We start from the raw sequence: 26012 nt of genomic DNA, 5'->3' as shown, positions 1-26012 counted from the left end.
TTCTTATGCTTAACCGAGTTGTATTAGTCGGAAGACTGACAAAAGACCCAGAGCTTCGTTATACGCCAAACGGTGCGGCTGTTGCCACGTTTACTCTTGCTGTGAATCGTACATTTACGAACCAGTCTGGAGAACGTGAGGCCGATTTCATTAATTGTGTCACTTGGAGAAGACAAGCCGAAAACGTTGCAAACTTCCTGAAAAAAGGAAGCCTTGCAGGCGTAGATGGCCGTTTACAAACAAGAAACTATGAAAACCAGCAAGGGCAGCGTGTCTTCGTGACCGAGGTCCAAGCTGAAAGTGTTCAATTTCTTGAGCCGAAAAGCGGCGGCGGTTCTGGTTCAGGTGGATACAACGAAGGAAACAGCGGCGGAGGCCAGTACTTTGGCGGAGGCCAAAATGATAATCCATTCGGGGGAAATCAAAACAACCAGAGACGCAATCAGGGGAACAGCTTTAATGATGACCCATTTGCCAACGACGGCAAGCCGATTGACATCTCGGATGATGATCTTCCATTCTAATGAGAATATCGCTAAATTGACAAAGAAAGGAGGGAAATGACAATGGCAGGAGGACGCAGAGGCGGTCGTGCGAAGCGCCGTAAAGTGTGTTATTTCACTTCTAACGGTATCACGCACATCGACTACAAAGATGTAGATCTTCTTAGAAAGTTTGTTTCTGAGCGCGGTAAAATTTTACCACGTCGTGTAACTGGAACAAACGCTAAATACCAACGTAAATTGACTGCAGCGATCAAACGCGCTCGTCAAATGGCTTTACTTCCATACGTAACTGGTGAGTAAGCTGATACGTAAAGAGCAAGGACCTTCGGGTTCTTGCTCTTTTTTATAGGGGGGATGAAACAAATATGAAGCTGATTTCTTGGAATGTAAACGGCCTGCGGGCTGTCATGAGAAAGATGGATTTCTTTTCTTATCTGAAGGAAGAGGATGCAGATATCATATGTCTTCAGGAAACAAAGATACAGGATGGCCAGGTTGATGTTCAGCCTGAAGGCTATCATGTGTATTGGAACTATGCAGAGAAAAAAGGATATTCAGGTACAGCTGTTTTTTCAAAACAAAAGCCGCTGAACGTCATGTACGGAATCGGAATAGAAGAGCATGATCAAGAGGGCAGAGTGATTACGCTGGAATTTGAAAACGTGTATGTGATGACCGTTTACACGCCTAATGCAAAAAGAGGGCTGGAACGCATTGATTACCGTTTGCAATGGGAAGAGGCTTTATTAGCGTTTATTCTCGAATTGGACAAGAAAAAACCGGTTATCCTGTGCGGTGATTTAAATGTGGCTCATCAAGAAATTGATTTGAAGAATCCAAAAGCAAACCGGAATAACGCGGGTTTTTCTGATCAAGAAAGAGGAGCATTCACTCGTTTCTTGGAAGCCGGCTTTATCGACTCATTCCGTTATTTATACCCTGATCTGGAAGGCGCTTATTCCTGGTGGTCGTATCGTGCGGGTGCCCGGGACAGAAATATTGGCTGGCGTCTGGATTACTTTGTTGTTTCTGAGCGGCTTAAGGGGCAGATTGAAGATGCCAAGATATCAGCACACGTCTGGGGTTCCGACCATTGTCCTGTTGAACTTACGATTAATATATGATGTGATAGCAGTAAGGATTGATCCTTACTGTTTTTTTATGATGAAAAAGGAGAAAGAGATGGCAAACATAAAAGAGATTGCAAGGCTGGCGAATGTATCTGTTTCGACTGTGTCACGCGTACTGAATCATCATCCGTATGTGTCTGAAGAAAAAAGGAAGCTGGTGCATCAAGTCATGGAGGAATTAGACTACACACCGAATCGAACTGCGATCGACCTCATTCGCGGCAAGACTCAAACGATCGGTGTAATCCTTCCTTACAGCGATCACCCTTGCTTTGATAAAATCGTAAACGGCATCACAAAGGCGGCATTTAGACATGAATATGCAACAACCCTCCTCCCTACCAACTATAACCCCGACATTGAAATCAAATATTTAGAGCTGTTAAGAATGAAAAAAATAGATGGCCTCATTATTACATCACGAGCCAATCACTGGGACATTATAATAGCCTATCAAGAATATGGACCGATTATCGCTTGTGAAGATACTGGAGACATTGATATTCCTTGTGCTTACAATGACAGAAAAGCAGCCTACATAGAAAGCTTTCGATATCTAAAGAACCGCGGACATGAGAATATCGCTTTTACTTGCGTGAGAAGCGCCGACAAGAGCCCGAGTACGGCGGATAAAGCAGCGGCTTATCAGGCCGTCTATGGCAGCCTGGAGGACCGCCATATGCTGACCGGCTGTAATCATATGGACGACGGAGAGCAGGCGGGTGCGTATTTCTATACAAGCGGCCGGGCTCCAACAGCTATTTATGCAAACAGTGATGAAGTGGCAGCGGGAATTTATGTATTTGCCAAAAAGAAAGACTGGGATGTTGAGATCATTGGAGAAGGACATTCCTCTATCAGCCGTGTCCTCTGTTTCCCATCGCTTGACCTGAATCTTGAGCAGCTGGGCACCGCAGCATTTTCGTTATTTTTGCAGGAACATCCCATAGATATAAAAATTCAGCATCAATTCATGAAAAAAAGCTTGAACTGAAATGCATTTCATCCCTTATAACTTCATTGAAAGACAAAGGAGGAGGAAGACATGCATATTGAGCACACGGCCATCTGGGTCAGAGATTTAGAGCGAATGAAGGCTTTTTATGAAACGTATTTTCATGGCAAAGCCAATTCTCTTTATCATAATGAGAAGAAAGATTTTAAGTCGTATTTTATGACGTTTGATTCCGGAGCAAGGCTGGAAATCATGAAAAAAGGAGATGTGACTGATCAGCCGTCACAAACGATGACAGGCTGGGCGCATATCGCTTTTTCCACTGGAAGCAAAGAGAATGTTGATGAACTGACAGAAAGGTTAAAGCAGGACGGATTCGCTGTAGTAAGCGGTCCAAGGACGACAGGGGACGGCTACTATGAAAGTGTAATTGAAGATGAGGAAGGAAATCTAATAGAGATTACAATTTAACATCTTGGAGTGAATTGAATGCTGACAGAAAAAGAAAAAATGGCAGCCGGAGAATTATACAACTCGGAAGACCGTGAATTATCACTAGAGCGTAAACATGCGAGAAATCTGATTAAACAATATAACGAATCACCAGAAGATGAGTCAGTGCGAACGGAACTTTTGAAAAATCTGCTTGGTTCGATCGGTGATCAAGTCACCATTTTGCCGACATTCCGCTGTGATTACGGCTATCACATTCATATGGGGGATCGTACATTTGTTAATTTTGACTGTGTCATTCTTGATGTTTGTGAAGTTCGTATAGGATGTGATTGTTTGATAGCTCCAGGGGTGCATATCTACACGGCTGGTCACCCTCTCGACCCGCTTGTTAGGAAGTCGGGGAAGGAATTCGGTAAGCCTGTTACAATTGGAGATAATGTTTGGATTGGCGGGCGGGCAGTGATAAACCCGGGAGTGACGATCGGCGATAACGCGGTGATTGCTTCGGGTTCCGTAGTGACAAAGGATGTCCCTGCTAATACGGTTGTAGGGGGAAACCCTGCGAGAAAGCTGAAGGAATTGAATTGAAATCAGTGCGGTTAAACGCCGCACTGATTTTTTATATCTGCTTGGCATTCGTATTGGGACCGAAGCAGATTAACAAAATGGAGCATGCGAGCCAGCAGCCGCCTATAAAGAAAAAGACGCTGACATAGCCGAGCTGAACGGCGATAAAACCGACGAGCAATGATCCGAAGATGTTCGAAAAGCGCCCGAGACCATAGGCTAAACCGCTGCCTGACGAGCGATACTCTGTTGGAAAAGGCTCAGATGTATACGCATATAAGTTTGATGTGAAAACCCGTTCCGTAATATTAACGATGAAACCAAACACGATAATCATGATGGGAATGAAGGTCATGCCATATAAAAGACCTGCGATGGCAGTCAGAAACGCACTGGCGGCCAATATCCATTTTCTCTGAAATTTTTCAGAAATCATTGAACCCAGCAATGCGCCCAGCGGAGCGCCGACCGAGTGCAATACGTTATACCATAATGTATTTTCCATCGTGACCCCGTTGCTTTTTAGCAGGCTGGGGACCCAAGAGGCAAAGCCATAGAATCCAAAGGTTTCAAAAATCCATACCGCGGATAACACAATGGTTATTTTCAGGTTTCTCCCCTTTAATAATCCCGCGTAACCCGCATGTTGTACCTGTCCGCTTGCGGTTTGCGGCGCCGGAGCAGGAAGCGGGCCTTTTTCTTTTTCAACGCTTGCTTCAATCCTTTTCAGGATGGCATCGGCTTTTTCATATTCACCGCGATTTTCATGCCAGCGGGGTGATTCCTCCAGCCGCCGAATAAAGAAAAAATAAATAAGACCAACAGCGCCCCATACAAAGACAAGTCTCCATCCCCAAGAGCCGAGCGGAATGACAAAGGCTGATACGATATTGGTGATCGGAACGCCAATCAATCCGATCATGGCACAGAAAGAAATATATTTTCCGCGAACACTTGAAGGGAAAAATTCTGCTAAATAGCTATTGGTGATGACCATGGCAGCTGCGACACCAAATCCAGTGAGGAAACGAAACGCCATTAAGGACGGGATGTCCCATGCCGCGGCATTGCATAACGATGCGATTGAAAAAACGAAGACAAATAGGTTCAAGGCTTTTTTTCGGCCGATTCGATCTGAAAGCCGTCCCCCAAGTGATGCTCCCAAAAACATGCCTAAAAACGAAGCAGCCGTTACATTGGCAATGGTTGAAAGCTGGATGCCCCAATGCTCGATCAGTGCTGGCGCTACATTGCTGAGGGTAAATAAATCCGCAAGATCAAAGAAGTAAACAATGCCGAGAGCGGTTAATACTTGGAAGTGGACACGTGAAATCGGGAGGCGGTCTAAACGGTTTGCCGCGTTTGAAAAAGGATGTGTATGTTTCTGTTTGACGCCCGTATTCATAAAAAACCCCCTTTTTTAATAGCGGGAGAAAGACTGAACATTCCCCTCTTGGCATTATTATAAGTATCTTGATTCATTGGGGACAGAGTTCAAATCACTAGATGGAAGAACTAAATTCACACTTTTCGCCTTAATTTTGCTTAAAAGATTTCCAAAACAGTAGATTAGTAGACCAAATTATGCAAATATATAGTAATATTCTCATTGAAAGGAAGAGTCATAGAAGGAATGAATTCATTTATCCGTCCTCTAGAAGGAAACAATACATTGTGGAGATATTTTTTCTCCTTTTTGGTGATGGTTGGCTTATTCTTTTTTGGAAGCATTGTTTATGTATTTATGATGTTATTGACTGCACTTTTAAGTCCACATATCGCGTTTGATGTGGATACAGGTATGTTAACCGATTCTTTGGCTGATCTGTTTTTAACTCATATCGTTTATGTATTTGCGATCCCAGGAGTTTGGCTGGCGTTTCGCTTTATCCTGAAACGCCCGTTTCGGTCAGTCATTACACCGCATGCAAAAATCAGCTGGCGCAGCATTTTCTTTGGCTTTATCGCTTATTTCTTGCTGATGGCTGTGGTTCAGGGGATTGATTATGCGATTCATCCGGCGAAATACACTTTTCAGGATTTTGACGCCTCACGTTTTCTGTGGCTGCTTGTGGCATCTCTGTTATTGGTGCCGCTTCAGACTTCTGCGGAAGAACTGTTTTTCAGGGGGTTTTTATTGCAGGCTTTTGGAAAAGTGATAAAGAATCCTTTTGTATTGACGCTGATTGTCGGCGGTCTATTTGGGATTGTACACTTTGGCAATCCTGAAATGAGTAATGGCGCTTTTTGGGCAGGCATTGAGTATGTAACAATTGGGATTCTTTTAACGTATTATACGGTCAAAACAGGCAGCCTTGAAATTTCACTTGGTGTGCATGCCGCGAATAATATGTTTTTATGTCTTTTTATGACTGAAAAAAACAGTGTATATGGAGATATTCCTTCCTTATTTGCCATCACACGGGGAAATCCGATGTGGGAGACTTTCTTTACGGTTGTCGTTAATCTTTTCTTTGCGTTTATCGTTGTACAATACCATAAGAGATCAAAAAGAAAGCAGCAAGGCGTTTAATCCCTGCTGCTTTTTAATGTTTGTAAGGCTTCTTCGATGTCTGTTGTCGGCTGCTGGCAGGCGAAATTTTCACAAATATACACGGTTGTTTGATCGTCTATGATGCGATACTCAGCCGCGAATGGCGCAATGTCTTTGCACTGGTCGGGATGCTCTGCCACCAGGATGGAATCGTTGGGATTAAAGGCCTTTTGAAGCGCGCTTGTGATCTGTTTTCTGTCTGGATCGTTCGGGCGCCCGAAAATCACAATTTCCTTTTTAGGATTCATCTGTTTTAACACACTTTGCATAAAGAAAGAGTGGCCGCTTGGGTATGCCTCGATTTCAGGCTTGAACACGGAGAACATCGTTTCGGCTTTTTCAATCAGCGAAAAATCGCCTGTGACTTGCCCGAGGCGCAGGAGCTGAACGGCTGCCACGCTGTTTCCTGAAGGCACGGCGCCATCGTACACTTCTTTTTCTCTGACAATTAACGCTTCTGCGTCGTGTCCGGTAAAGTAGAACCCCCCATGCTCCTCGTCCCAAAACAAATCGATCATATCGTCTGACAGCTTCTTCGCTTTTTCTAAATATGATAGATCAAACGAGGCTTCATAGAGGTCGAGATAAGCCCATAAGAGAAAGGCATAATCGTCGATAAATCCTTTGTTTTTCACTTCGCCGTCGCGATACCGAACCATCACCCGGCCGTTGATGATTACATTGTTTTCAATAAAGGTGATAGCGTCTTCAGCCAAGCTGAGGTATTGGGGTTCCTGGAATACCTTTGCCGCTTTAGCAAGACCCGCAATCATCAGGGCGTTCCATGACGTCAGCACCTTATCATCGACATGCGGATACGTTCTTTCTTCACGTGTCTTTAACAGCTTCAATCTTGCATCTTCAAGCTTGCGGCTGAGCTCTTCTTCGGTTAAGCCGCTATCCGCTTTGATTTGATCCCGCTTGGTATGAATGAGATTGGGAATGTTTTTGCCCTCAAAGTTGCCTTTTTCTGTGATGTCATACACGCTGCAATACAGCGTACCGAGATCCTCTCCGAGCGTCTTCAAGATCTCTTCTTTTGACCACACGTAGTACTTTCCTTCTTCGCCTTCTGTATCCGCGTCTAAAGCCGAGAAAAAGCTCCCGTCTTCATGGGTCATTTCCCGTTGAATGAACGTAATAATCTGCTCACAAATGTCTTTGTACCGGCTGTTTTGCGTGACTTGATAAGCTTCAGTATAAGCTGTCAGCAGCAGCGCATTGTCATACAGCATTTTTTCAAAGTGAGGGACGAGCCACTCATCATCGGTCGAATAGCGGGCAAACCCATAGCCGATATGGTCATAGATGCCTCCATTTGCCATGCTGTCCAGTGTTTTCGTGACGTTGTACAAAGCGTTTTCCTGCCCAGTCGTGTGATAATAACGGAGCAAATACATGAGCATATGAGGCATAGGAAATTTCGGCGCCTGTCCGAAGCCGCCGTAGATTGTATCGAAACCATTGGCAAGCTGCTGGAATGTCCGGTGGATCGCTGATTCGCTCAACCCCTCACTTGTTTTAGCCGCTGTTTTGGTCTGTAAATGGTTAGCGGCGTTTTCTGCAATATCCTCGACATGCTCAAGATCGTTCGCAAACGTTTCTGAAAGATGCTCAAGCACGTCAACAAAACCCGGACGATTATATTTACTGGTCTTCGGAAAATATGTACCCGCGTAAAACGGCTTCTGATCAGGCGTGATAAACACATTCAGCGGCCAGCCGCCCTGTCCGGTCATCAGCTGGCAGATTCTCATATAAACAGAATCAACATCAGGGCGCTCTTCCCGATCCACTTTAATCGCAACAAAACGTTCGTTAAGAAGGCGGGCGATTTCCTCGTCCTCGAAGCTTTCATGAGCCATAACGTGGCACCAATGGCATGTTCTTTAGATTAGCCAAGGTTAGCTATACCCAATAGATACGAGAACAGGCTTGTTTTCGCGTTTCGCTTTTTCAAATGCTTCTTCTCCCCAAGGGAACCAGTCCACAGGGTTATGAGCATGTTGAAGTAAATAAGGAGACTTCTCAGCGATTAATCTATTGGGTTTACTTTTGTTTGGCATGGGATCACCTTCTTCCTATAATTAGTGTATATTTAACTTAACACATTTTCTCAAAAATAATCCCTATTTTATATAGCTGACTGTTCTTTAGTATTGTACTTAGGAATACGTATTACACCCGAAGCAGTTAAAACCCCTAATATAACTAACACAGCCCCAATAACTTGAAATACCTTTATCGGTGTTCCAACGGCAAATGAAATAATCATCGTTACAACGGGAACAAGGTTGAAAAATAAAGATGTTTTTCCTGCCCCAATCTCCTTAATCCCCTGATTCCACCATAGGTAACCCAAAACACTTGTAAAGAAAGCCATAAAGGCAATTGCCCCCCAAACTCCAATCGGGATGTTCGATAAAGAAACAGGTTTGGATGTAAATAAGGAAACTACTATTAAACTAATAGCACCGATAACCATCGTATAAGTGGTTGTAGATAGCGGAGTACCATCTTTTACAAACCGACGTCCAAGTACACCATAAAGTGCCCAACAAATGTTACCTGTAAAGATTATTAAATCTCCGCCTGAAATTGATAAGGTTTTAATGGTTTCCATAGAACCTTGTGTAATGACTAACAATACACCGATGAATGCAAAGAATATGCCGAGCACTTGTTTTTTTGTAATTTTGTCCTTTAAGATAATTCGAGCGAAAATTGCTGTTAATAAAGGATTCAGACCCATTATTAATGCTCCGTTAACGGGAGATGTGTATTTCAAACCAATAAAAAACAAGGCATTAAATCCAAAAATTCCTATAATCCCAAGCACAATGTATGATACGGCATTCTTCCGTAATTGACTTTTCTTTATACCTTCAGTAAAAATCAAAATGATGAGCATCACCGCAGCAGCTAAACCGAAACGCCATGCCGCAGAAGACGATGGAGAAAAATATCCAACTGTATATTTTGCAAGATTAAAAGTAGCTCCTGTAAAAATAGAGAAGCCAAGTAACATCAGGTATATATTTAAATGTTTCATTTGTTTTCCACTTCCTCTTTCAAAATTGAATAATATGTATTCAGTTTTCCTTTTGTAGTAGAAATTACTTCTTCCAGCTCCTTTTTTTTAATTTCCATTTTCTCTAAGTGCTTGGTTAAAATCTCAATACGTTTATTTATAGATGGGGAGAGTTGTGACGATTTAACATCCGAATTGATTTTTTCCAAAATGCAGCCGTCTTTGACAAACTCATTAATATCCTCCAAAGACATACCTGTTTCCTTTAAACTTTTAAGGAATGTCATGAACTGAATATCAGTCTCTGTATAAAAACGCCTTCCACTGTTTTTTCGTTTTGGTGGTGGAAGTAACCCAATCTTTTCGTAATATCTTAATGTATACGAGCTAATACTAGTCTTTTCAGCAGCTTTACTAATGGAATACAACAAACATCATCCCTCTCTTTTGATTAAAGTTAGTTTACAACTTAGAGTTAACTCTAAGTCAAGTAAATAAAAAAACCTGCTACCGCATGGTTACGGATTACAGGTTTTAAAAAATGAATGACATAAAAGGTAAACTGTATTATTTAAACAAATGGTATTATCGTTTAAAATGGCTTCTGTTATCTTTTAATGGAGTTCCATACGAGTTGATTATCCCAGGCCACCAACAACACGTTATTGCACATATAAAAAAGAGAAGAAAATACTTAGGCAGCTTCTTCTGTCTTTTAACACCATATCAGTTCACCCTCATATGTAATATAATGTTGCTAAACCATATTGGTTGATTCCTTTAAGAGACGTGGCACCGAGGAGGAAATGAAAGATGGTTTATTTCGTAGTATTTTTTTGTTTTGCTATTACACTGCATAATATTGAGGAGGCTATTTGGTTACCTAAGTGGTCACAACAACCTTCAAAGTTTCAAAAGCCAGTAACCTCAAATGAATTTCATTTTGCTGTCATTGTTATAACTATGTTGGCTTATTTATCTGCATTTGGTTTTTTATATATGCCAGAATCAGATATTGCAAAATGGATTTTCATTGGCTTTCTAGGTTCTATGGTTATCAACGCTATTTTTCCACATCTTATCGCAACTGTTTTAATGAAAAAGTACGCACCTGGACTTCTTACGGGCTTATTGCTTAACATTCCAGTAAACTCATTAGTTATTTATCAAATGTTTGTAAAGAATTTGATTGTATGGAAGGAGTTAATAATATCTACGTTGGTTGTAGGAATTATTTTATTAGCACTTATTCCATTATTATTTAAAGTTGGTGATAAAGTATCTCCTTAATGAGTTTGAATTGATTAGAATTTAGGAAGATATTAAGGGACACAAATTAGAGGTCAAGATAAAATGCAATGAATCAAAAGAAAAAACAACAGTATTTAAATTAGAAGAGAAAAAGTTTTTGAATCTAGGTTTCTAAAAATTTGCAATAAAATTATTAAAAGGCAGCCGAAACTGGTTGCCTTTTGTGGTTATTTTAAGAGACATGACACCAATGACAACAGCTGTATCCAATACTTACCAATATGGGTTTGTTTTCTTTTTTTGCTTTGTTGAAGGCTTCTTCTCCCCACGGGTGCCAGTCAACAGGATTGTGAGCGTGTTGAAGTAAGTAAGGAGACTTCTCAGCTATTAGTCTATTGGGTTTGTTGTTAGTTGGCATGGAATCACCTTCTTTCTATACAAATTTTTATTCAGTATTGTCTATACATTATTTAATATACCAAAAAACAAGAAGAAGAGACCTTTTGAGGTAATCTCTTCTTTCTTTTTATGGATCTTCGGAATATACAGTGGCTAATGGCTTAATTAAACTATACTATAATCAGAATATTTTAAAAAATAACTTGAAAAACATTTTAAATCGAATTACCTTATCTAAGAAAGGAGGATTAAAATTTGAAAATAACTATTGAAGAATTACCTGAATCAAGGATTGCTTATTTCAGAAATGTTGGGGAGTATGGTGAAAAGCAAAACAAAGAATTAATGGAGACTTTTAAAAAGTGGGCAAAATTGAATGATGTATTTGATAATTCTACAATTTTAGGCATACCGCAAGATAACCCAGAGATTACTCCTAAAGAGGAATGTCGTTATGATGTTTGTGTTGTTATAAATAAAGATTTCAATGTGAAAAAACCAGCTCATGTTGGAGAATTTTCTGGTGGGAAATACGCTGTTTTCTTGCTTGACCATACAAAAGAGGCAGTCAGAGACTTTTGGGGCAATATTTCTTCTGAGATAGAAAGAAATAATCTATCAATAAGAGAACAACCAATTATAGAAAGATATACTCCACAAATGATTGATAATCATTTGTGTGAAATATTAATTCCTATACAGTAAGGAAGCAGGGACATTTCTTTCCTACCTTCTATTTAAAGGACGAACAACATTAGACCTACTATGTATTTCAGATCTAACTGCAATTGAACCACCACAAGTGAATGACACATATATGATGTTTGAAGTTTAAGCAGTGGTCCCACCTGAACGTTATCCTGAGTGTGGGTTCGACATGTCTGAGGAAGATATTAAGGGTCATAGGTTAGAGAAAAGTTTTTAAACTTAGGTTTCTAAAAATTTACATTAAATTTATTAAAAGGCAGCCGAAACTGGTTGCTTTTTGTGGTTATTTTAAGAGACATGCCACCAGATTCATGTCATGGGAAAGAGATAGGCAATACTTCAGCCTACCTCCATGATTTTAAAGAATACCCTTCATGATTTAATATTTCTCTCTCTTTTAGCTCTCCAGGTGATGTATCCAATACATGAAAGTGCAACAATGATAGGAATTGCTATATAGGAGCCGATGAAAGGATAAACGGCAAGACATAATAGGCAGGCAATGACAGCAAGAAACTTACCAAAGACATTTGTAATCAGCCGAACTCCTGCTGCTGTACCAACTATATAGGTTGCTATTGCTAACGAATTAGGAATAAAAACTAACTGGTCTAATCCAATGTGAAAAATAAAACTAAAAAGTAAACCAACCCCGGCAATTGCTCCTACTAGTATTACAGCACGGCTAGGAGTTGAATATTTTTTATTCATGTTGTTCAGCCATGAGGGAGCAAGACGTTTATGAGATAAGGAATAACCTAATCGGCTCATACTTGCCACAAACGCATTGTTAGTTCCTAAACATATGATAAAAGCAAGTATTGCTGTTGCCCAAGCACCATTTACTCCTGCCACTTTTTCAACGACTTGTGCTATTGAAGCATTATTCATAGCACTATTAACGGTTTGTTCCCCAGTTGAATAAGAGTTTGTGCCAATGACAGCTAAAGCTATGCCTATGTATAAAACACCAATAATAACAATGGCTCCCCAAGTTGATCGCATGATGTTTTGTTTTCTCGGGCTTTTAAATTCAGGTGCCAGACTAGAGATTGCTTCCCATCCAAAGAATGACCAAAAAATGAGCATTGCAGATTGGCCGATTGGAATGATGCTGTTTTTTGAGATGTGTGGTGTTATGCTCTCATGGTCAATTGCTGGAAATGCTAAAACTGATGTACCTAATAATATCAGTAAAGTAAGTCCGGCTAATACCAATTGAATTTTTCCACTTGTTTGCAGACCTACATAGTTTCCAATTACAGCGATTGAGAGTAATATGCTTGCAATAATATATGAGGAAAACTGCGGTAAATTGAATGCAAAAGCTATGTAAGTCCCACCCGTTAATGAAACTATAATCTGTCCAACACTTCCTGCGATGAAAAAAAACCATCCACAAATAGCACCTGCATAATGACCAAAAGCTTTATCCGTAAAAGTTAATATTCCACCTGAGCTGGGGAAATCTATTGAAAGGAATGCAAATGTACAAGCTAATGGAATACTTAGCAGTATCATAATCATCCATGAAACTAATGCATTTGAACCGGCAATGCCTGCTGTCATTCCAGGTAATATTAAGATTCCTGATCCTAAAACTGCTCCCACATATAGAGCGGTGCCTTGTGAAACCGATATAGTTTGCTTCAATGGCTGAGTCAAAGATATTCTCTCCTTACAGTTCTGAACTTATTTTTATTATAGAAGGTTATTCTCTTTTTTTATATAAACTAATGAATATTTTATTATCTTCTGCTTTACGATATGAATGAAAAACAATAGAATTATATACAATTAAGAAGAGGAGAGATGGAAATGGATGAAATAGACGGTAAATTATTAGAACTGCTCCAAGAGAATGCACGAATAACAATTATTGAACTATCGAAAAAACTGAATTTAAGTCGTCCGAGTGTAAATGAACGATTACGTCGTTTGCAGGATAACGGTGTTATTCAGGGGTTTACCGCACGTGTTTCAGCTGAGGCTATTGGAAAAGGTACAATTGTGATTATACAAATAGGAAATTTAAAAATAGAATGTCGTCGATTTGAGGAATTGATCAAAGAAGAAACGGATATTCTAGAGTGCCATAGAGTTACAGGAACAAATAGTTACTTTCTAAAGGCAGCAGTAGCTACGATGAAGGATTTAGAAGTCTTAGTAGACCGCCTAATTCCTTATGGTCAATTAAATACGTCTGTCGTATTGTCATCGCCTATTCTTTCTCGCCCTCTGCTCCCTGTCACTGATAGTTAATGTCATTATGGCTACTCTAAAAGACATGGCACCAATGACATGTTGAATAGCCGATGCTGACCAGAACCGGCTTGTTTTCGCGTTTTGCTTTTTCGAAGGCTTCTTTTCCCCAAGGGTGCCAGTCTACGGGGTTGTGGGCATGTTGAAGTAAATAAGGAGACTTCTCAGCGATTAATCTATTGGGTTTATTGTTAGTGGGCATGGGATCACCTTCTTTCTAAATGTTTTTTAAAGTATTCTCTTTCCTCTATTTAATATACCAGATAGTTAAGACCCGTCATCATTTGTCTGTGAGGTATTCCATAATGAAAATCAAGGGCTGTAAACCCTTGATAGATTCATTATTTCACCTTTGAACTATAAAGATGGGTCTTCAATCGTAATGCTTTAACACGATTGCTGAATTATGTCCTCCGAAACCAAAAGAATTTGATAGCCCATATTTCAATGGAAGGTGTCTCGCTTCTGATACAACATCTAAGTCGCAATCTGGATCTTGATTCTCTACATTAATAGTTGGCGGAATCATTCCTTGTCTCAAACTTTCCACTAAAGCAATTGCTTCAACTCCGCCAGCAGCACCAAGCATGTGCCCAGTCATTGACTTGTTTGCAGTTGTTGGAAGTTTACATGAATGTTCACCAAATAATTTCTTAATAGCTAGAACTTCTGAACGATCACCTACTTGTGTACTTGTTGCATGAGCACTAATAACATCAATTTCACCTGTTGATATATTTGCACTTCTCAATGCTTTTTTCATGGCTAAGTAGGCACCCTTACCTTCTGGGTGTGATGCTACCATATGATGAGCATCTGAACTAGCTCCGTACCCCACTACTTCACATAATATCGGCGCATCTCTAAGAATAGCATTTTCTAATGATTCTAATACTAAGATACCTGCGCCTTCACTCATAACAAAGCCATCTCTATCTGTATCGAACGGACGGCTGGCTCGATTTGGATCTTGGTTTCTTGTAGATAGTGCATGGGCGTTTCCAAAACTAGCCAAAGATATCTGTGTGATTGCAGCTTCTGCTCCACCGGCAAATATAATATCTGCTTCATCATTTCGGATAGCATTGAAAGCTTCACCAATAGAGGTGTTCCCGATTGAACAGGCTGTGACTGGTGATAATGATGGTCCTTGTGCTCCTAATTTTATGCTTATTTGGGCCGCAGCTGCATTTGAAATCATCATTGGTACAAGGCTAGGGCTTACTCTCGCGGGACCTCGTTTATTTAATACATTCACATTATCAACAAGCGATTGTATGCCTCCGATTCCTGAACCAACATATACCCCTAAACGTTCAAGATCAACATTATCTAACTGTAATTGTGAATGTTCTAATGCTTGTTCGGCTGCTGCTAAGGCAAACTGACTAAAACGATCTAATCGTTTTGCTTCTTTTCTCCCCAATATTTCACCTGCATCGAAATCACGAACGATTCCGGCTATCTTTGTTTTATAATCAGCAGTATCAAAAGAATCAATGAGAGATATTCCCGAGTGTCCTTTAACTAGTTGATTCCAAAAGCTGTTTACATCATTTCCTAGTGGAGAAATAACTCCCATTCCAGTAATGACAACTCTTTTCATGATCATTCCCTCCTCGTTTTTATTAACTTTAGCTATTGTGTTATCCTATTACAAGTTGTTGTTTATCCTAGTATAATTAATACTATTTTAAAGGGAGATCTTAATGAAACCTGAAACAAGACTTCAAGCTTTATCAGAATTTCTAAAGAACCAACGTTCGAAAATTACTCCCCAAATGGTTGGTTTACCTGTAGGAACCCGCAGAAGAACACCAGGACTAAGAAGAGAAGAAGTGGCTCAACTAGCCGGTGTAAGTCTTACTTGGTATACATGGTTAGAACAAGGCAGAGATATAAAAGTATCTACTTCGGTATTAGATGCTATTTCTCGAGCATTACAATTAAATAACGATGAAAGGAGATATTTGTATGCTCTAGCGTTAGAGGAAGGAGTGAAACAACCCTTTATAAATGAGAAGGAGAAGGAAATCAGTCCGGCTTTAGTAAAAATGTTGCAGGAACTTCGTTATTGCCCAACGATTATATCAGATAGAAGAAGCCAGATTGTTGGGTGGAATCAAGCAGCAGCTAATGTATTTTTGGATTTTGAACAAATCATCCCGGCAGAAAGGAATATAATACGCTTACTATTCGCAAGAAAGGAATTTAAAAGTTTAGCAGTGAATTGGGAGCATTTTGTTAGAGGATATATTGCAATATTTAGAACGTATTATGGACAGTATGTGGCTGATGACTGGTATGAGCAATTTATACAAGAAATGGAACAGGCATATCCCGAGTTTCGTAAAATTTGGAATGAAAATGAGATAAGCTCTGCTCCTGAAGTATTAATTGAGTTTCGTCATGCTAAGGTAGGTAAAATGTTGTTTAATCTTACTTCATTACAGGTGCATGGGGATACTGATTTAAGATGCAGCGTCTATACTCCAGTTGAGGATACTGAAACTGAGCTTAAGTTAAAACGTTTAATTGAAGGCTAGCTATGAGAAATTCACTTCCTAATGTGCATTAAATGACAATGTTCTTTAGAATAGCCAAGGTTAGCTATACCCAATAGATACGAGAACCGGCTTATTTTCACGTTTTGCTTTTTCGAAGGCTTCTTCTCCCCACGGGTACCAGTCTACTGGGTGGTGGGCGTGTTGAAGCAAATACGGTGATTACTCAGCGATTAATCTATTGGGTTTATTGTTATTTGGCATGGGATCACCTTCTCTCTACAGAGTCAGGAAAAATGTAGAACATGATTGGGAATATGTGAAGAAGGGAAACAAAAGGGATTACTAAAGTACAATTTTTCACCTTTAAAAATTTAAAGTGCATTATATGGTATAATCCCTTCAATAAAAATATGCAGTGGCCAAATACAAGTCCTGAATGACATAAAGATAATGTTCTCTTAATTTGCAGAATGAAAAGCAGACGCTGCATTATAAAAAAACATACCAAATAAAGAATATTGGTATGTTTTTTATTTTCTGTATATATCATTTGAAAAATCCTTATAGTTACTCATTATGTGTGCGATTACTTTAATTGTTTGCTTCCATAAAGAGCCTTCAATTCCTCTTTATTTATCGTAAAACTTATTCTTTTTTTAAGATCGGTATCCAAATTTCACTTTTAAAAGAAGGGGACGTTATATCTTTATGCTCGTTCCACAGTATTTCTGGACCTTCTATTTGTTCATAATTTGACGATGGAAACCATTCAGAATAAATGCGTCCCCATACTTCTTGCAGCGTATCCGGAAATGGCCCGATTGCTTCGAATACAGCCCATGTTGAGGCAGGAACTTCAAGCTGTGAGAGGTTATTTGGACACTGTTTCGTTGTGGCTGCGCCAATATAGTGATCAAGCTCTCCTTTCTCCTCGGTCCGGCCTTCAGAAAAGTTCGTGGAAGCACTAATGAGTCCCAAAGGCGCTACATTAGAAAGCTTTTTAAGTGTATTTATTGCTTCTTCATCTAAACTTTCCCACATGGATGCGATTTCCGGATTAACCCCTTTGAAAATAAGAGGAACTCTTTTTTTAATGCCGACGATGCGAAATGCTTGTTTTTCTTCAATGCGATAGTTCATTTCACTTCCTCCTTTGATTGATAACTGGAAGGTCATACGTGGATAAGCTTTAAGTGAATGGCCATTAAGTCTGGCTTTTGATGGTTTTATGCCATGCAAATTTTGGAATGCCCGTGCAAAAGAATCTGGTGAGTTATATCCGTACTTTATTGCAATGTCAATCACTTTTACATTGCTTTCTTTAAGTTCAAAAGCTGCAAGAGTAAGACGTCTGCGACGAATATATTCGGATAATGAAATACCAGAAAGGAAGGAAAACATCCTTTTAAAATGATATTCAGAGCAGAATGCAAGCTTTGCTACTTCTTTAAAATCAATATCATTAGTGAGGTTTTCTTCAATATACTTTAATGCTTTATTCATACTTTTAAGCAAATCCATTTATTTGACCTCCTTTAACAAAAGAATAACAGGGGTGAAATGTTTCTACCCGACATTCCGTGCACAGTTTTGCAGGTTAATTGTAGATTAAGGATTTAAAATGGTAATCCAAATACATGAATAATTAAAATTACAATAGGCGGAATCAACAGTGATGGCAGGAGGTTCAACGTTTTAAATTTTTTAATTCCCAGAATACTTAACCCCGAACTAAGGATTAATACACCGCCGACAATTGTGATTTCATTAATAAGGTCTGTATTTAATGCACTTTCCATTAATTTTGCAAATAAATATATTGAGCCTTGCCAGGTAAATAATACAACCGCAGATGCTGCTATTCCAAAACCAAATGTGGAAGCGAGAACAATGGAAGTGATCCCATCTAATATACCGTTTGTTAGGAGATAAGTATAATCTTCGTGCAGAGCAGCGTTAACAGGGCCTAATATTGACAACGAGCCTATACAATATAATAAGATTGCAGTTGATAAACCTTCGGCTAAATTGCTTTTGGAGAACTTGTTGACTAAATTGTTAAATCTTAATTCTAAATTTATGCTCTGACCAATCAATCCCCCAATAGCTAAACTGACAATAAAAAGAATTGGGTATTTACTAGAAGGCAAATGCTGTGTAAAGGCGTTGATCCCTAGTCCAACTGCGGCGAATCCCATTGCCTGCATAAGTATCTCTTGGTACTCATCTTTCATTCCTTTTTTGAATATACCTCCAATTAAGCTTCCTGCAATGATCATAACTGTGTTAAAAATTGTTCCAAACATAGGCTATCTCCTCCAATAATAGTTCCTTTCAAAAAAATAAACCCTCAAGTTACTTGAGGGTCAAGTGTATGTAACAGCCATTAATTAAATTTATTTGATTGGCAAAAGTATTTCAGTCACATAATTGTCTGGATTATTAGTTACCCCATAATCAATCAGCGTTATTTCGATTGAGTCGCCAGCCAATTCATAATGATGCTTTTTCATATATGTAAGTAACATTTCGTAGTATTTTGCTGCTTCTGAATGTGACCCTTTAAATCTAATTTGCAGATATTCTCTTGAGGGGAAAGTGATTTCAGGTGAATGTATTTCATCTTCATCTTCCAGAACCATAAATATACTGGAATATCGGTCAAACTGATTTGATTTTATATTTGTTGCTGAAATGGATAATCCTACTTTCCCTAAAAATAGATCTTTGTGGACTTTAAACTTAGTTCTCAATTCTGTTACCGGATACTCAATATCTTGACCAAGAATATATTCATGTTGTAAATACGCCACACGCAGTTCAGGAAGTTTAATTTTTGAAATTTCTTCTAGCGGCATATTAACTGCGTCTTCCATTTGTTTAATGCGGCGAGAGATCTTTCTCTCAATGCGTGCCAATTCCCTCTTTTTTCGGTCGATTTCAGTTTGCTGGTCTTTCAGCAAGTGAATCAGAGTATCTACCTCAAGAGAATCATAAAAATCAAGTAGTTTATTTATTGGCAAACCTAATGTCCTCAGGTACTTGATTGTACTCAATCTTTCAAATTGTTGTGTAGAATAATATCTGTAGTTATTATGTTCGTCTGTAAATTCTGGTTTTAAGAGACCAATTTCATCATAATACCTAAGAGTAGGTACGTTTACATTGAATAACTTAGATACTTCTCCAATAGAGAAAAATTCCTTCATCCTAACAACCTCTCTGTTATTAAAGCTGTCTGTTTATGTACATCCACATTATATATGATGCAGTAACCCTAAAGGTAAAGTTTTCCCTATATAGACGGCCATAATCAAGATTGAGTTGATAAATATTATATTTATTCTTTATTTGATTTGAGTAGAAATAAGAAGGAGTGATATTCGTTAAAATTCAGGTAATAGCACACCTAGACAATTTTAAAGTTTTTGCCCTTGGCCTTAAAAAATATATAAAACACAGGATGAATTCTAAATTCTTTACCGATCGTTCTTAAATTTGATATACTTAACACATGTTAGGTCTAACTGTTTTCTTCTCAAATGAGAATGCTCGTTCTTTAATTATTTAAGAATAGGGAGAGATGAATGATATAAAGTTATTTTGCCCTAGTGCATCAATGATTCTCAGTACTTTATCAGTGTTAATAGATGATACGTTATAAGGTGGGATTACATGGCTAGAAATAAAGAATTTGATGAAAAATTAGCATTAATAAAAGCGATGGAGCTTTTCTGGGAACAGGGTTATGAAAAAACATCCATGCAAGACTTGGTGGACCATATGGGGGTTCACCGCAGAAGTATCTATGATACTTTTGGTGACAAACATACTTTATTTATGAGAGCTTTAAGTCACTTTGTAGAAGTAATGGAAATGAGAATGAAGAATGAGGTGAAAGCTGATTTAACGGTTAAGCAGACTATAAGAAAAATATTTGAAATGGTTATTGATCCAGAAGAAAATCTGCCAAAAGGATGTTTAGCTGTTAATACAGCAGTTGAATTATCCCTGCTAGATGAAGAAGTAGCTAAGAAAATTAAAGAGATTTTTATAAATACGGAAGCCTTATTATTTGATCTGCTAAAACATGGTCAAGAAAAAGGAGAAATTCCTAAACACTATAACATCAAAGGGCTTTCTCAATTCATTCATAATTCACTCGTAGGGGTACGAGTATTAGCAAAAACGACAAATGATAAGGATAAATTTGAAGCCATTATCGATTTGACTTTGTCAACGCTAGACTGAGATATATTTTGTGATATGGAGAATTAATAAAAAAATATGTTTTTGAGGAGAGAATCATATGAAGTACACAGTTATTACAGGAGCAAGCTCAGGCATAGGATATGAGACAGCATTAGCGTTTGCTGCTCGCGGCAAAAACTTAATTATTGTAGCTAGAAGATTAGATAAATTAGAAGACCTTAAATCAACAATTCACAATATTAATCCTGATTTGGATGTTATTATTCGTACAAGTGACTTATCTGTCACAGATCAGGCATATACACTGTATGACAATTTAAAGGAATATCAAATTGAGACTTGGATTAATAATGCCGGGCTTGGTGAATCCTCTTCTGTCACAGATCAGAATTTAGATAAAGTGGAAACCATGTTGCGTGTCAACGTAGAATCCTTAACGATTCTTTCAACACTATTTGTACGTGATTATTCTGATGTAGAAGGAACTCAGTTAATTAACGTATCATCAGCACTCGGGTATGCAATTGCTGTTGGCAGTATTACGTATTCTGCATCTAAATACTTTGTTAGTGCATTTACAGAAGGGCTTGCAAAAGAACTGGAACGCAAAGGTGCGAAAATGAAGGTGAAAGTTTTAGCACCAGCAATCACGGAAACAGAATTCATGAAAAATGCATCTGATACGAAAGAATTTGATTACAAAGCAAATATCCCGATGTACCACACAGTTGAGCAAGTGGCGAGTTTTATGATGGAGCTTTATGATCGTAATCAAGCAGTAGGTATTGTAGACGAAAACTATGAATTTAAATTAAGAGATCAAATCTATCCGATTCTAGAGATATAATATTTAACCTATATAACGATACTCTATATCACTGCCACTTGGAGGATGAGAAACATTTGTTTACAGAAGCGGTTTTAAAAAATTTAATCATTTGAGAATGATCGTTCTAAAAATGACTAATGTTAATGAATAAATAGGAAATGTAGTGAACTCTTTATGGTTTAGGTGGCGGGTTAAAATAGGAATAAGATTCCCCTCCGCCTAAACAATTATACAAAAAGGTAAAAACCCAATATATGTAACATGATTGAGGATGCTGATAAAAAATGAAAACACTCATGAAAGCAGCTCAGATCACCAAGTACTCAAAAAATATCTATGCCCAAATCAATGACATTCCAATTCCAGAAATCGGTGAAAATGAAGTTTTGGTAAAGGTCAAAGCTGCGGCGGTCAATCCACTGGAAATGTTAATTATTACAGGCAGCGTGAAACTGATTCAAGATTATGAGTTCCCATTAACGCTTGGTAATGAATTGACAGGAGTTATCGAAAAAGTCGGAAAAAAAGTGACGGAATTTCACGTAGGAGATGCCATCTATACACGTCTCCCGCTCGAAAAAATTGGTGCTTTTGCGGAATATGCCGCAATTGATGCTGCTGCAATTGCACCCATGCCAAAAAATTTGTCTTACGTGGAAGCCGCTGCTGCACCACTGGCTGGACTCACAGCGTATCAAGGTCTGCATGAAGAACTTGAGGCACAGTCAGGTAAATCTGTCTTCATTCCAGGTGGATCAGGCAGCTTTGGCCAAATGGCTGTACCAATTGCAAAGGCAATGGGCCTAAATGTCATTGTTAGTGGCAGCTCAGAAGCGCGCGAACGCACTTTGGAAATGGGTGCAGACCAATATTTGGATTATGCAATAGAAAACTATGTTGACTTGTTGTCGAATGTGGATTACGTGATGGATACACTGGGACCTAAAGAATTTGACAGTGAATTGAGTATTATCAAACCGGGCGGAAGATTGCTCTCTCTCCGTACAGGACCAAATAAACGTTTCGGAAAAGACCGAAATTTCCCATCGTGGAAACAAATGCTATTTTCCCTTGCTGGTGCAAAGTTTGACCGCAAAGCCAAGAAACAAAACGTGGAATACCATTTTATCTTCGTTCGTTCTGACGGCGCACAACTTAAAGAGATTACCAAAATCATTGAAGAAAACAACATTGTTCCAGCAATTCATCCAACACGATTTACCATAGACAACGTAAACGAAGCACTAAAACTAGTCGCAAATGGACGACCAAAAGGGAAAGTGATTATTCAATTTTAAGAGGAATATGAAGAAAGCAGTCAAAAAGTTGAGATCATTTATGTAAAGGATTTTGAAACAAACCGCGAGTTCTGCTGATTAAGAAACAAATGGAAAAGATAAAAAGCCAGGTCAGATCATAGAAAAACTTCAGCAAGCCGGAGTCTTGTCTCAGTAATGGTAAGACATGGAGAACTAGCCATTTCAATTGTTTCTTATAAAAAATGTTGGAATGAAATTGAGACAGGTGCTTACTTTAACAGACATATCACCAATGACACGTTATTGCCCATAAAAAAAGAAGCGACAACTAAGGCAGCTTCTTTTTTTATTTCTTCAAAACTTAACAACTTTAAACTCTGTTAGTAGCCGATATCTTGTGAAGCATTTATAGGCTTTATTTTAAAAAACATTTAGTTCTGAAAAATTTGAGGTATATCGCAGCACATCAACCAAAAACTCTTCAAAATGCAGGACAAAATGAGTCATGTTTCCGAACGAAAGGTTTTTCCTATTTCTTTTCCTAAACCAAAATAGTGTCTGAAATTATAAATAAGCGGACTCCATTTTAAAGGGTCAATGTGGTTGTCGTTCAATATGATCTTTTCCTCGGCATGAAAATGTAAAGCTTGTGTTTCCACAATCGCAAATGATGGTTCGTAATCTGGTATCCGAATATGTTTCACTTCTGCTTCTATTTGGATAGGGCATTCTTTAATCCTTGTTGGTGCTACTGTCATTGATGGTAAAGGTGTTAACCCTGCCGCTTCGTATTTCTCTTTTTTGTAAGTAAACCCGAGCTGTTTCTTCAAAGGCGGGATATTCTTTTTTCCGCTAAAAGACGAAATTCTTTCAACGTTTTTCCATAAATCGGGGCTGGGCAAGTTAATGACACATTCTTTGTGTCTCTTTATATTTTCAATAGCTTTTCCTCCTAGTCCTACTCCCAGAACAATATAGTTTCCAAGCGCCCAAGAGGAAGACATCGGACTAATATTGGTGGTTCCATCTTCATTCAAAGTGGAAAGAAGGAATGTTGACGTGCCATAGTACATAATGTTTGGTTTGATTTCTTTAAAATGAAGGGTGTCTTGTTTTTCACTGTTCAACGCTTAATGCCTCCTAATCATTATTTATTCATATTGTAAAGGTTTAACATTTCAACTATCATCGAAATATGAATGTAAGGAGGAGAATGATGAATCCTAATATTGCAAAGGTTGCTTCGTTACTATCTGACCCCACGCGTTCTTCTATTCTTTTGACCCTTATGGATGGAAGAATACACCCTGCTGGAGAGCTTGCATATTTCGCTAAAATCAAGCCTCAAACTGCGAGCTTTCACCTGCAAAAATTACTTGAAGCACAGCTCATCAGTGTAGAGAAGCATGGAAGACATCGGTATTATAAATTGGCTAGCGCCGATGCTGCAAAAGTGATCGAACAATTGCTCAGTATTTCGCCTGATTCAAAAGTGAAGTCTTTCAATGATTCAAAAGAAAAAAGTGATTTACACTTTGCCCGTACCTGTTATGATCATCTGGCTGGTTATATCGGCGTGCAAGTGACACATTCATTAGTCGAGCAGGGCTTCTTACGAAAAACGGATTTACACTTTGAGGTCACTTCAGAAGGCTCTTTGTTTTTAAAGGATTTTGGAGTCGACGAAGAAAAACAAAGAAATAAGAGGAGAGCTTTTGCGCTTTGCTGTTTAGATTGGAGCGAGCGGCAGCATCATTTAGCAGGCGCTTTGGGACATGCATTATTAGACAGGATGCTAGAACTGCAATGGATTGTGCGTATGCCTAAAACTAGAGTTATTAAGGTTACACAAAGCGGAAAAGCTGCATTTGAGAAATACTTTAAATTGAGTATCTAAGATTTGAATGGAAAACATACTTCCTCCATCAAAAATGGAGAAAGCAGATGGGTGCCATATTCATATGAGAAGCGGAACGCAAAGTGATAAAGTGGCTTATCTCCTTATGTTTCGAGACGTAAAGCCTGTGATGTCTTCACCACACCATCTGTTTTCCGTTCCCTTAGCTGCAACGTCAGCATCCTTTGTGTGATACCCGGTATTGATCTTTTCAGTTCATTAAACCTGACCGGTTGATGAGACAGGGTATCGATGATGATTCCTTGCCATTTTCAGCCAACAATGTGTAAAGCCATTTACAAAAATATTCAAAGGAAGTGGTTTGCTTGAACTTAATACAAATATCAGAACATGTCTATCAGTGTGAATTTGAACTCGATATACCGATTCATATCCCAGTTCATATTTGGTTTATTAAAGATGGCGATGATGTTTATATCATTGATACAGGAATAGAACGTTTCGCAGATGCTCAAATAAAGGCAGCGTTAGCAATTGGTCATCCCAAAGCCATTCTGCTTACCCATGGCCATAGTGATCATATTCAAGGTGCAGCAAAATGGTTAGAGAAGTTTGACATTCCTATTTATGCCCATCAAAAAGAACTGATTTATATAAATGGAGAAGCGCCTTATCCGAACAAAAATGACGTCGAAAACACAAGGGTAGCACATACTGTCCGGCCACTGACGGAGCATACACTTACTCACTTGCCGATACAATACTATGTAACACCCGGACATTCTCCGGGGCATGTTATCTACCATCATGAAATTGATAACATTTTATTATCGGGAGACCTTTTTATTACAAGTAAGGAGGAGCTGCACCCGCCTATCAGAAAATTCAGCGTCGATATGAATGAGAATATAGATAGCGGCGCAATCATAGATGAAATCAAACCAACTCTTATCTGCTCTTCGCATGGACAAAGCATTCTTTATAACGAAGAACTGTATAAAAGGTATGTTTTAAAATATAGAGATTAAAGAAAGTTTGTAACAGTAAATATGAATTGGTTGGGGAGAAGAGTGAGACTATTTTGAGTATCGTTTTTAGAAGGAATAAGTCCCTCAAAACATACCAAACACTCGGTATGTTTTGGGAGATTTAAAGATACTCTGATATTTCGACGAGGTTCTGATCGGGATCTCGAATATAAACAGAGATAATCGGGCCAAGGGCGCCGGTTCTTTTTACAGGCCCTTGCTCTATATTGACATTCATTTTCGTGAGATGTTCTACTACTTTATTGATAGGTTCATCAGTGATAAAACACAAATCCGCAGATCCAGGTAATGGGTGCTGTGCCTTAGGTTCGAATTCATGACCGGCCTCATGCAAGTTTATTTTTTGATTGCCAAAACGCAATGCTTTTCTGCCCGAACCAAACGTTTCTTCCTGCATTCCCAAAACAGAGGTGTAGAAGCGGATTGTCTCCTGAAGGTTTTTTACCGTTAACACCAAATGATCAAGTCGTTTTATCATT

General features: G+C 38.8%; 27 protein-coding genes and 6 pseudogenes. 17 read left to right on the top strand and 16 right to left on the bottom strand.

The features are described from left to right. Nucleotides 1-5: 5 nt before the first annotated feature. The 6 genes from ssbA to NSS75_RS22040 all read left to right on the top strand — a co-directional run bounded on the left by ssbA (nt 6) and on the right by NSS75_RS22040 (nt 3635). Entirely contained in the window at nt 6-524 is a 519-nt protein-coding gene (gene ssbA, locus NSS75_RS22065) for a single-stranded DNA-binding protein SsbA (protein WP_010332657.1), read from the top strand. 42 nt (nt 525-566) lie between these two features. Then, nucleotides 567-806 (top strand): 30S ribosomal protein S18, encoded by a 240-nt coding sequence (gene rpsR / locus NSS75_RS22060; protein ID WP_010332656.1) that lies wholly within the window; start codon nt 567-569, stop codon nt 804-806. A gap of 65 nt (nt 807-871) precedes the next feature. Further along, a complete protein-coding gene (gene xth, locus NSS75_RS22055) occupies nt 872-1630 on the top strand; it encodes an exodeoxyribonuclease III (RefSeq protein ID WP_216395040.1) in 759 nt (252 codons plus the stop codon). 58 nt (nt 1631-1688) lie between these two features. Beyond that, entirely contained in the window at nt 1689-2630 is a 942-nt protein-coding gene (locus NSS75_RS22050) for a LacI family DNA-binding transcriptional regulator (protein WP_216395041.1), read from the top strand. A 51-nt stretch (nt 2631-2681) separates the two neighbouring features. After that, complete coding sequence (locus tag NSS75_RS22045; RefSeq protein WP_216395042.1) at nt 2682-3062, top strand: VOC family protein; 381 nt, start codon at nt 2682-2684, stop codon at nt 3060-3062. 18 nt (nt 3063-3080) lie between these two features. Continuing rightward, nucleotides 3081-3635: a maltose acetyltransferase domain-containing protein gene (locus NSS75_RS22040; protein WP_024123563.1), complete on the top strand. Its 555-nt coding sequence runs from the start codon at nt 3081-3083 to the stop codon at nt 3633-3635. A 31-nt stretch (nt 3636-3666) separates the two neighbouring features. On the opposite strand, the gene NSS75_RS22035 is transcribed toward NSS75_RS22040, so the two are convergent. Further along, nucleotides 3667-5019 (bottom strand): MFS transporter, encoded by a 1353-nt coding sequence (locus NSS75_RS22035; RefSeq protein ID WP_024123562.1) that lies wholly within the window; start codon nt 5017-5019, stop codon nt 3667-3669. 228 nt (nt 5020-5247) lie between these two features. On the opposite strand from NSS75_RS22035, the gene NSS75_RS22030 reads away from it, so the two are divergent. After that, nucleotides 5248-6147 carry a type II CAAX endopeptidase family protein gene (locus NSS75_RS22030; protein WP_339235213.1) on the top strand — a complete coding sequence of 300 codons (900 nt, stop codon included), beginning with the start codon at nt 5248-5250 and terminating at the stop codon, nt 6145-6147. Here NSS75_RS22030 and NSS75_RS22025 read toward each other — a convergent pair. The 4 genes and pseudogenes from NSS75_RS22025 to NSS75_RS22010 form a co-directional block, all read right to left on the bottom strand. Next, nucleotides 6144-8234: pseudogene (locus NSS75_RS22025) on the bottom strand (thioredoxin domain-containing protein). The gene NSS75_RS22030 and the pseudogene NSS75_RS22025 overlap by 4 nt on opposite strands. A 68-nt stretch (nt 8235-8302) precedes the next feature. Further along, nucleotides 8303-9220 carry an EamA family transporter gene (locus tag NSS75_RS22020; protein ID WP_024123558.1) on the bottom strand — a complete coding sequence of 306 codons (918 nt, stop codon included), beginning with the start codon at nt 9218-9220 and terminating at the stop codon, nt 8303-8305. After that, nucleotides 9217-9630, bottom strand: a complete 414-nt coding sequence (locus NSS75_RS22015; RefSeq protein ID WP_105954671.1) for a MerR family transcriptional regulator — start codon at nt 9628-9630, stop codon at nt 9217-9219. Before NSS75_RS22015 ends, NSS75_RS22020 begins: the two co-directional genes overlap by 4 nt. Before the next feature lie 154 nt (nt 9631-9784). Next, nucleotides 9785-9884 (bottom strand): annotated as a pseudogene (locus tag NSS75_RS22010) (hypothetical protein); the annotation flags it as partial. A 128-nt stretch (nt 9885-10012) separates the two neighbouring features. On the opposite strand from NSS75_RS22010, the gene NSS75_RS22005 reads away from it, so the two are divergent. Then, nucleotides 10013-10489 (top strand): HXXEE domain-containing protein, encoded by a 477-nt coding sequence (locus NSS75_RS22005; RefSeq protein ID WP_061571965.1) that lies wholly within the window; start codon nt 10013-10015, stop codon nt 10487-10489. Nucleotides 10490-10697: 208 nt separating this feature from the next. Here the strand turns inward: NSS75_RS22005 and NSS75_RS22000 are convergent. Continuing rightward, a pseudogene (locus NSS75_RS22000) lies at nt 10698-10868 on the bottom strand (DUF255 domain-containing protein); the annotation flags it as partial. Nucleotides 10869-11104: 236 nt separating this feature from the next. On the opposite strand from NSS75_RS22000, the gene NSS75_RS21995 reads away from it, so the two are divergent. Further along, on the top strand, nt 11105-11554 hold the full coding sequence (locus NSS75_RS21995) for a GyrI-like domain-containing protein (RefSeq protein WP_024123555.1): 450 nt from the start codon (nt 11105-11107) through the stop codon (nt 11552-11554). 375 nt (nt 11555-11929) lie between these two features. On the opposite strand, the gene NSS75_RS21990 is transcribed toward NSS75_RS21995, so the two are convergent. Next, nucleotides 11930-13222 (bottom strand): amino acid permease, encoded by a 1293-nt coding sequence (locus tag NSS75_RS21990; RefSeq protein ID WP_339235207.1) that lies wholly within the window; start codon nt 13220-13222, stop codon nt 11930-11932. A gap of 153 nt (nt 13223-13375) precedes the next feature. Here NSS75_RS21990 and NSS75_RS21985 point away from each other — a divergent pair, with 153 nt between their 5' ends. Then, the gene (locus tag NSS75_RS21985; RefSeq protein ID WP_024123553.1) at nt 13376-13819 is read left to right on the top strand and encodes an Lrp/AsnC family transcriptional regulator; all 444 of its coding nucleotides are present in this window, start codon (nt 13376-13378) and stop codon (nt 13817-13819) included. A 31-nt stretch (nt 13820-13850) separates the two neighbouring features. On the opposite strand, the pseudogene NSS75_RS21980 reads toward NSS75_RS21985, so the two are convergent. Continuing rightward, nucleotides 13851-14021, bottom strand: a pseudogene (locus tag NSS75_RS21980) (DUF255 domain-containing protein); the annotation flags it as partial. 171 nt (nt 14022-14192) lie between these two features. After that, complete coding sequence (gene fabF / locus NSS75_RS21975) at nt 14193-15425, bottom strand: beta-ketoacyl-ACP synthase II (protein WP_339235204.1); 1233 nt, start codon at nt 15423-15425, stop codon at nt 14193-14195. Between the two features lie 103 nt (nt 15426-15528). On the opposite strand from fabF, the gene NSS75_RS21970 reads away from it, so the two are divergent. Next, nucleotides 15529-16365, top strand: a complete 837-nt coding sequence (locus NSS75_RS21970) for a helix-turn-helix transcriptional regulator (RefSeq protein ID WP_095712554.1) — start codon at nt 15529-15531, stop codon at nt 16363-16365. 63 nt (nt 16366-16428) lie between these two features. On the opposite strand, the pseudogene NSS75_RS21965 reads toward NSS75_RS21970, so the two are convergent. Next, nucleotides 16429-16536 (bottom strand): annotated as a pseudogene (locus tag NSS75_RS21965) (DUF255 domain-containing protein); the annotation flags it as partial. Nucleotides 16537-16600: 64 nt separating this feature from the next. Here NSS75_RS21965 and NSS75_RS21960 point away from each other — a divergent pair. After that, nucleotides 16601-16672 (top strand): annotated as a pseudogene (locus NSS75_RS21960) (MarR family transcriptional regulator); the annotation flags it as partial. 299 nt (nt 16673-16971) lie between these two features. Here NSS75_RS21960 and NSS75_RS21955 read toward each other — a convergent pair. From NSS75_RS21955 to NSS75_RS21945, 3 genes are all read right to left on the bottom strand, one after another. Continuing rightward, nucleotides 16972-17847, bottom strand: a complete 876-nt coding sequence (locus NSS75_RS21955; protein WP_198098277.1) for an AraC family transcriptional regulator — start codon at nt 17845-17847, stop codon at nt 16972-16974. 95 nt (nt 17848-17942) lie between these two features. Continuing rightward, complete coding sequence (locus NSS75_RS21950) at nt 17943-18632, bottom strand: DUF554 domain-containing protein (protein WP_103672080.1); 690 nt, start codon at nt 18630-18632, stop codon at nt 17943-17945. 90 nt (nt 18633-18722) lie between these two features. Continuing rightward, complete coding sequence (locus tag NSS75_RS21945; protein ID WP_024123548.1) at nt 18723-19535, bottom strand: MerR family transcriptional regulator; 813 nt, start codon at nt 19533-19535, stop codon at nt 18723-18725. Nucleotides 19536-20001: 466 nt separating this feature from the next. Between NSS75_RS21945 and NSS75_RS21940 the strand changes: the two genes are divergently transcribed. From NSS75_RS21940 to NSS75_RS21930, 3 genes are all read left to right on the top strand, one after another. After that, nucleotides 20002-20577: a TetR/AcrR family transcriptional regulator gene (locus NSS75_RS21940; protein WP_101859635.1), complete on the top strand. Its 576-nt coding sequence runs from the start codon at nt 20002-20004 to the stop codon at nt 20575-20577. A gap of 58 nt (nt 20578-20635) precedes the next feature. Continuing rightward, on the top strand, nt 20636-21385 hold the full coding sequence (locus tag NSS75_RS21935) for an SDR family NAD(P)-dependent oxidoreductase (RefSeq protein WP_216394750.1): 750 nt from the start codon (nt 20636-20638) through the stop codon (nt 21383-21385). Between the two features lie 266 nt (nt 21386-21651). Beyond that, on the top strand, nt 21652-22665 hold the full coding sequence (locus tag NSS75_RS21930; protein ID WP_216394749.1) for an NADP-dependent oxidoreductase: 1014 nt from the start codon (nt 21652-21654) through the stop codon (nt 22663-22665). A gap of 464 nt (nt 22666-23129) precedes the next feature. Here NSS75_RS21930 and NSS75_RS21925 read toward each other — a convergent pair whose 3' ends face one another. Further along, nucleotides 23130-23753: a flavin reductase family protein gene (locus NSS75_RS21925; RefSeq protein ID WP_024123544.1), complete on the bottom strand. Its 624-nt coding sequence runs from the start codon at nt 23751-23753 to the stop codon at nt 23130-23132. 89 nt (nt 23754-23842) lie between these two features. On the opposite strand from NSS75_RS21925, the gene NSS75_RS21920 reads away from it, so the two are divergent. Continuing rightward, nucleotides 23843-24523: a winged helix-turn-helix domain-containing protein gene (locus NSS75_RS21920; protein ID WP_339235193.1), complete on the top strand. Its 681-nt coding sequence runs from the start codon at nt 23843-23845 to the stop codon at nt 24521-24523. A gap of 104 nt (nt 24524-24627) precedes the next feature. On the opposite strand, the gene NSS75_RS21915 is transcribed toward NSS75_RS21920, so the two are convergent. Further along, nucleotides 24628-24783, bottom strand: a complete 156-nt coding sequence (locus NSS75_RS21915) for a winged helix-turn-helix transcriptional regulator (RefSeq protein WP_308314958.1) — start codon at nt 24781-24783, stop codon at nt 24628-24630. Between the two features lie 66 nt (nt 24784-24849). On the opposite strand from NSS75_RS21915, the gene NSS75_RS21910 reads away from it, so the two are divergent. Next, nucleotides 24850-25512 (top strand): MBL fold metallo-hydrolase, encoded by a 663-nt coding sequence (locus NSS75_RS21910; RefSeq protein ID WP_101859640.1) that lies wholly within the window; start codon nt 24850-24852, stop codon nt 25510-25512. Nucleotides 25513-25633: 121 nt separating this feature from the next. Here NSS75_RS21910 and NSS75_RS21905 read toward each other — a convergent pair whose 3' ends face one another. Beyond that, a complete protein-coding gene (locus NSS75_RS21905; protein ID WP_339235189.1) occupies nt 25634-26011 on the bottom strand; it encodes a VOC family protein in 378 nt (125 codons plus the stop codon). Nucleotide 26012 lies beyond the last annotated feature (1 nt).

The organism is Bacillus sp. FSL K6-1012, from assembly GCF_037964915.1.
Taxonomy (GTDB): Bacteria; Bacillota; Bacilli; order Bacillales; family Bacillaceae; genus Bacillus; species Bacillus halotolerans.
Note: the sequence above shows the minus strand (reverse complement) of the source record. Positions and strands in the feature narration are given on the sequence as shown.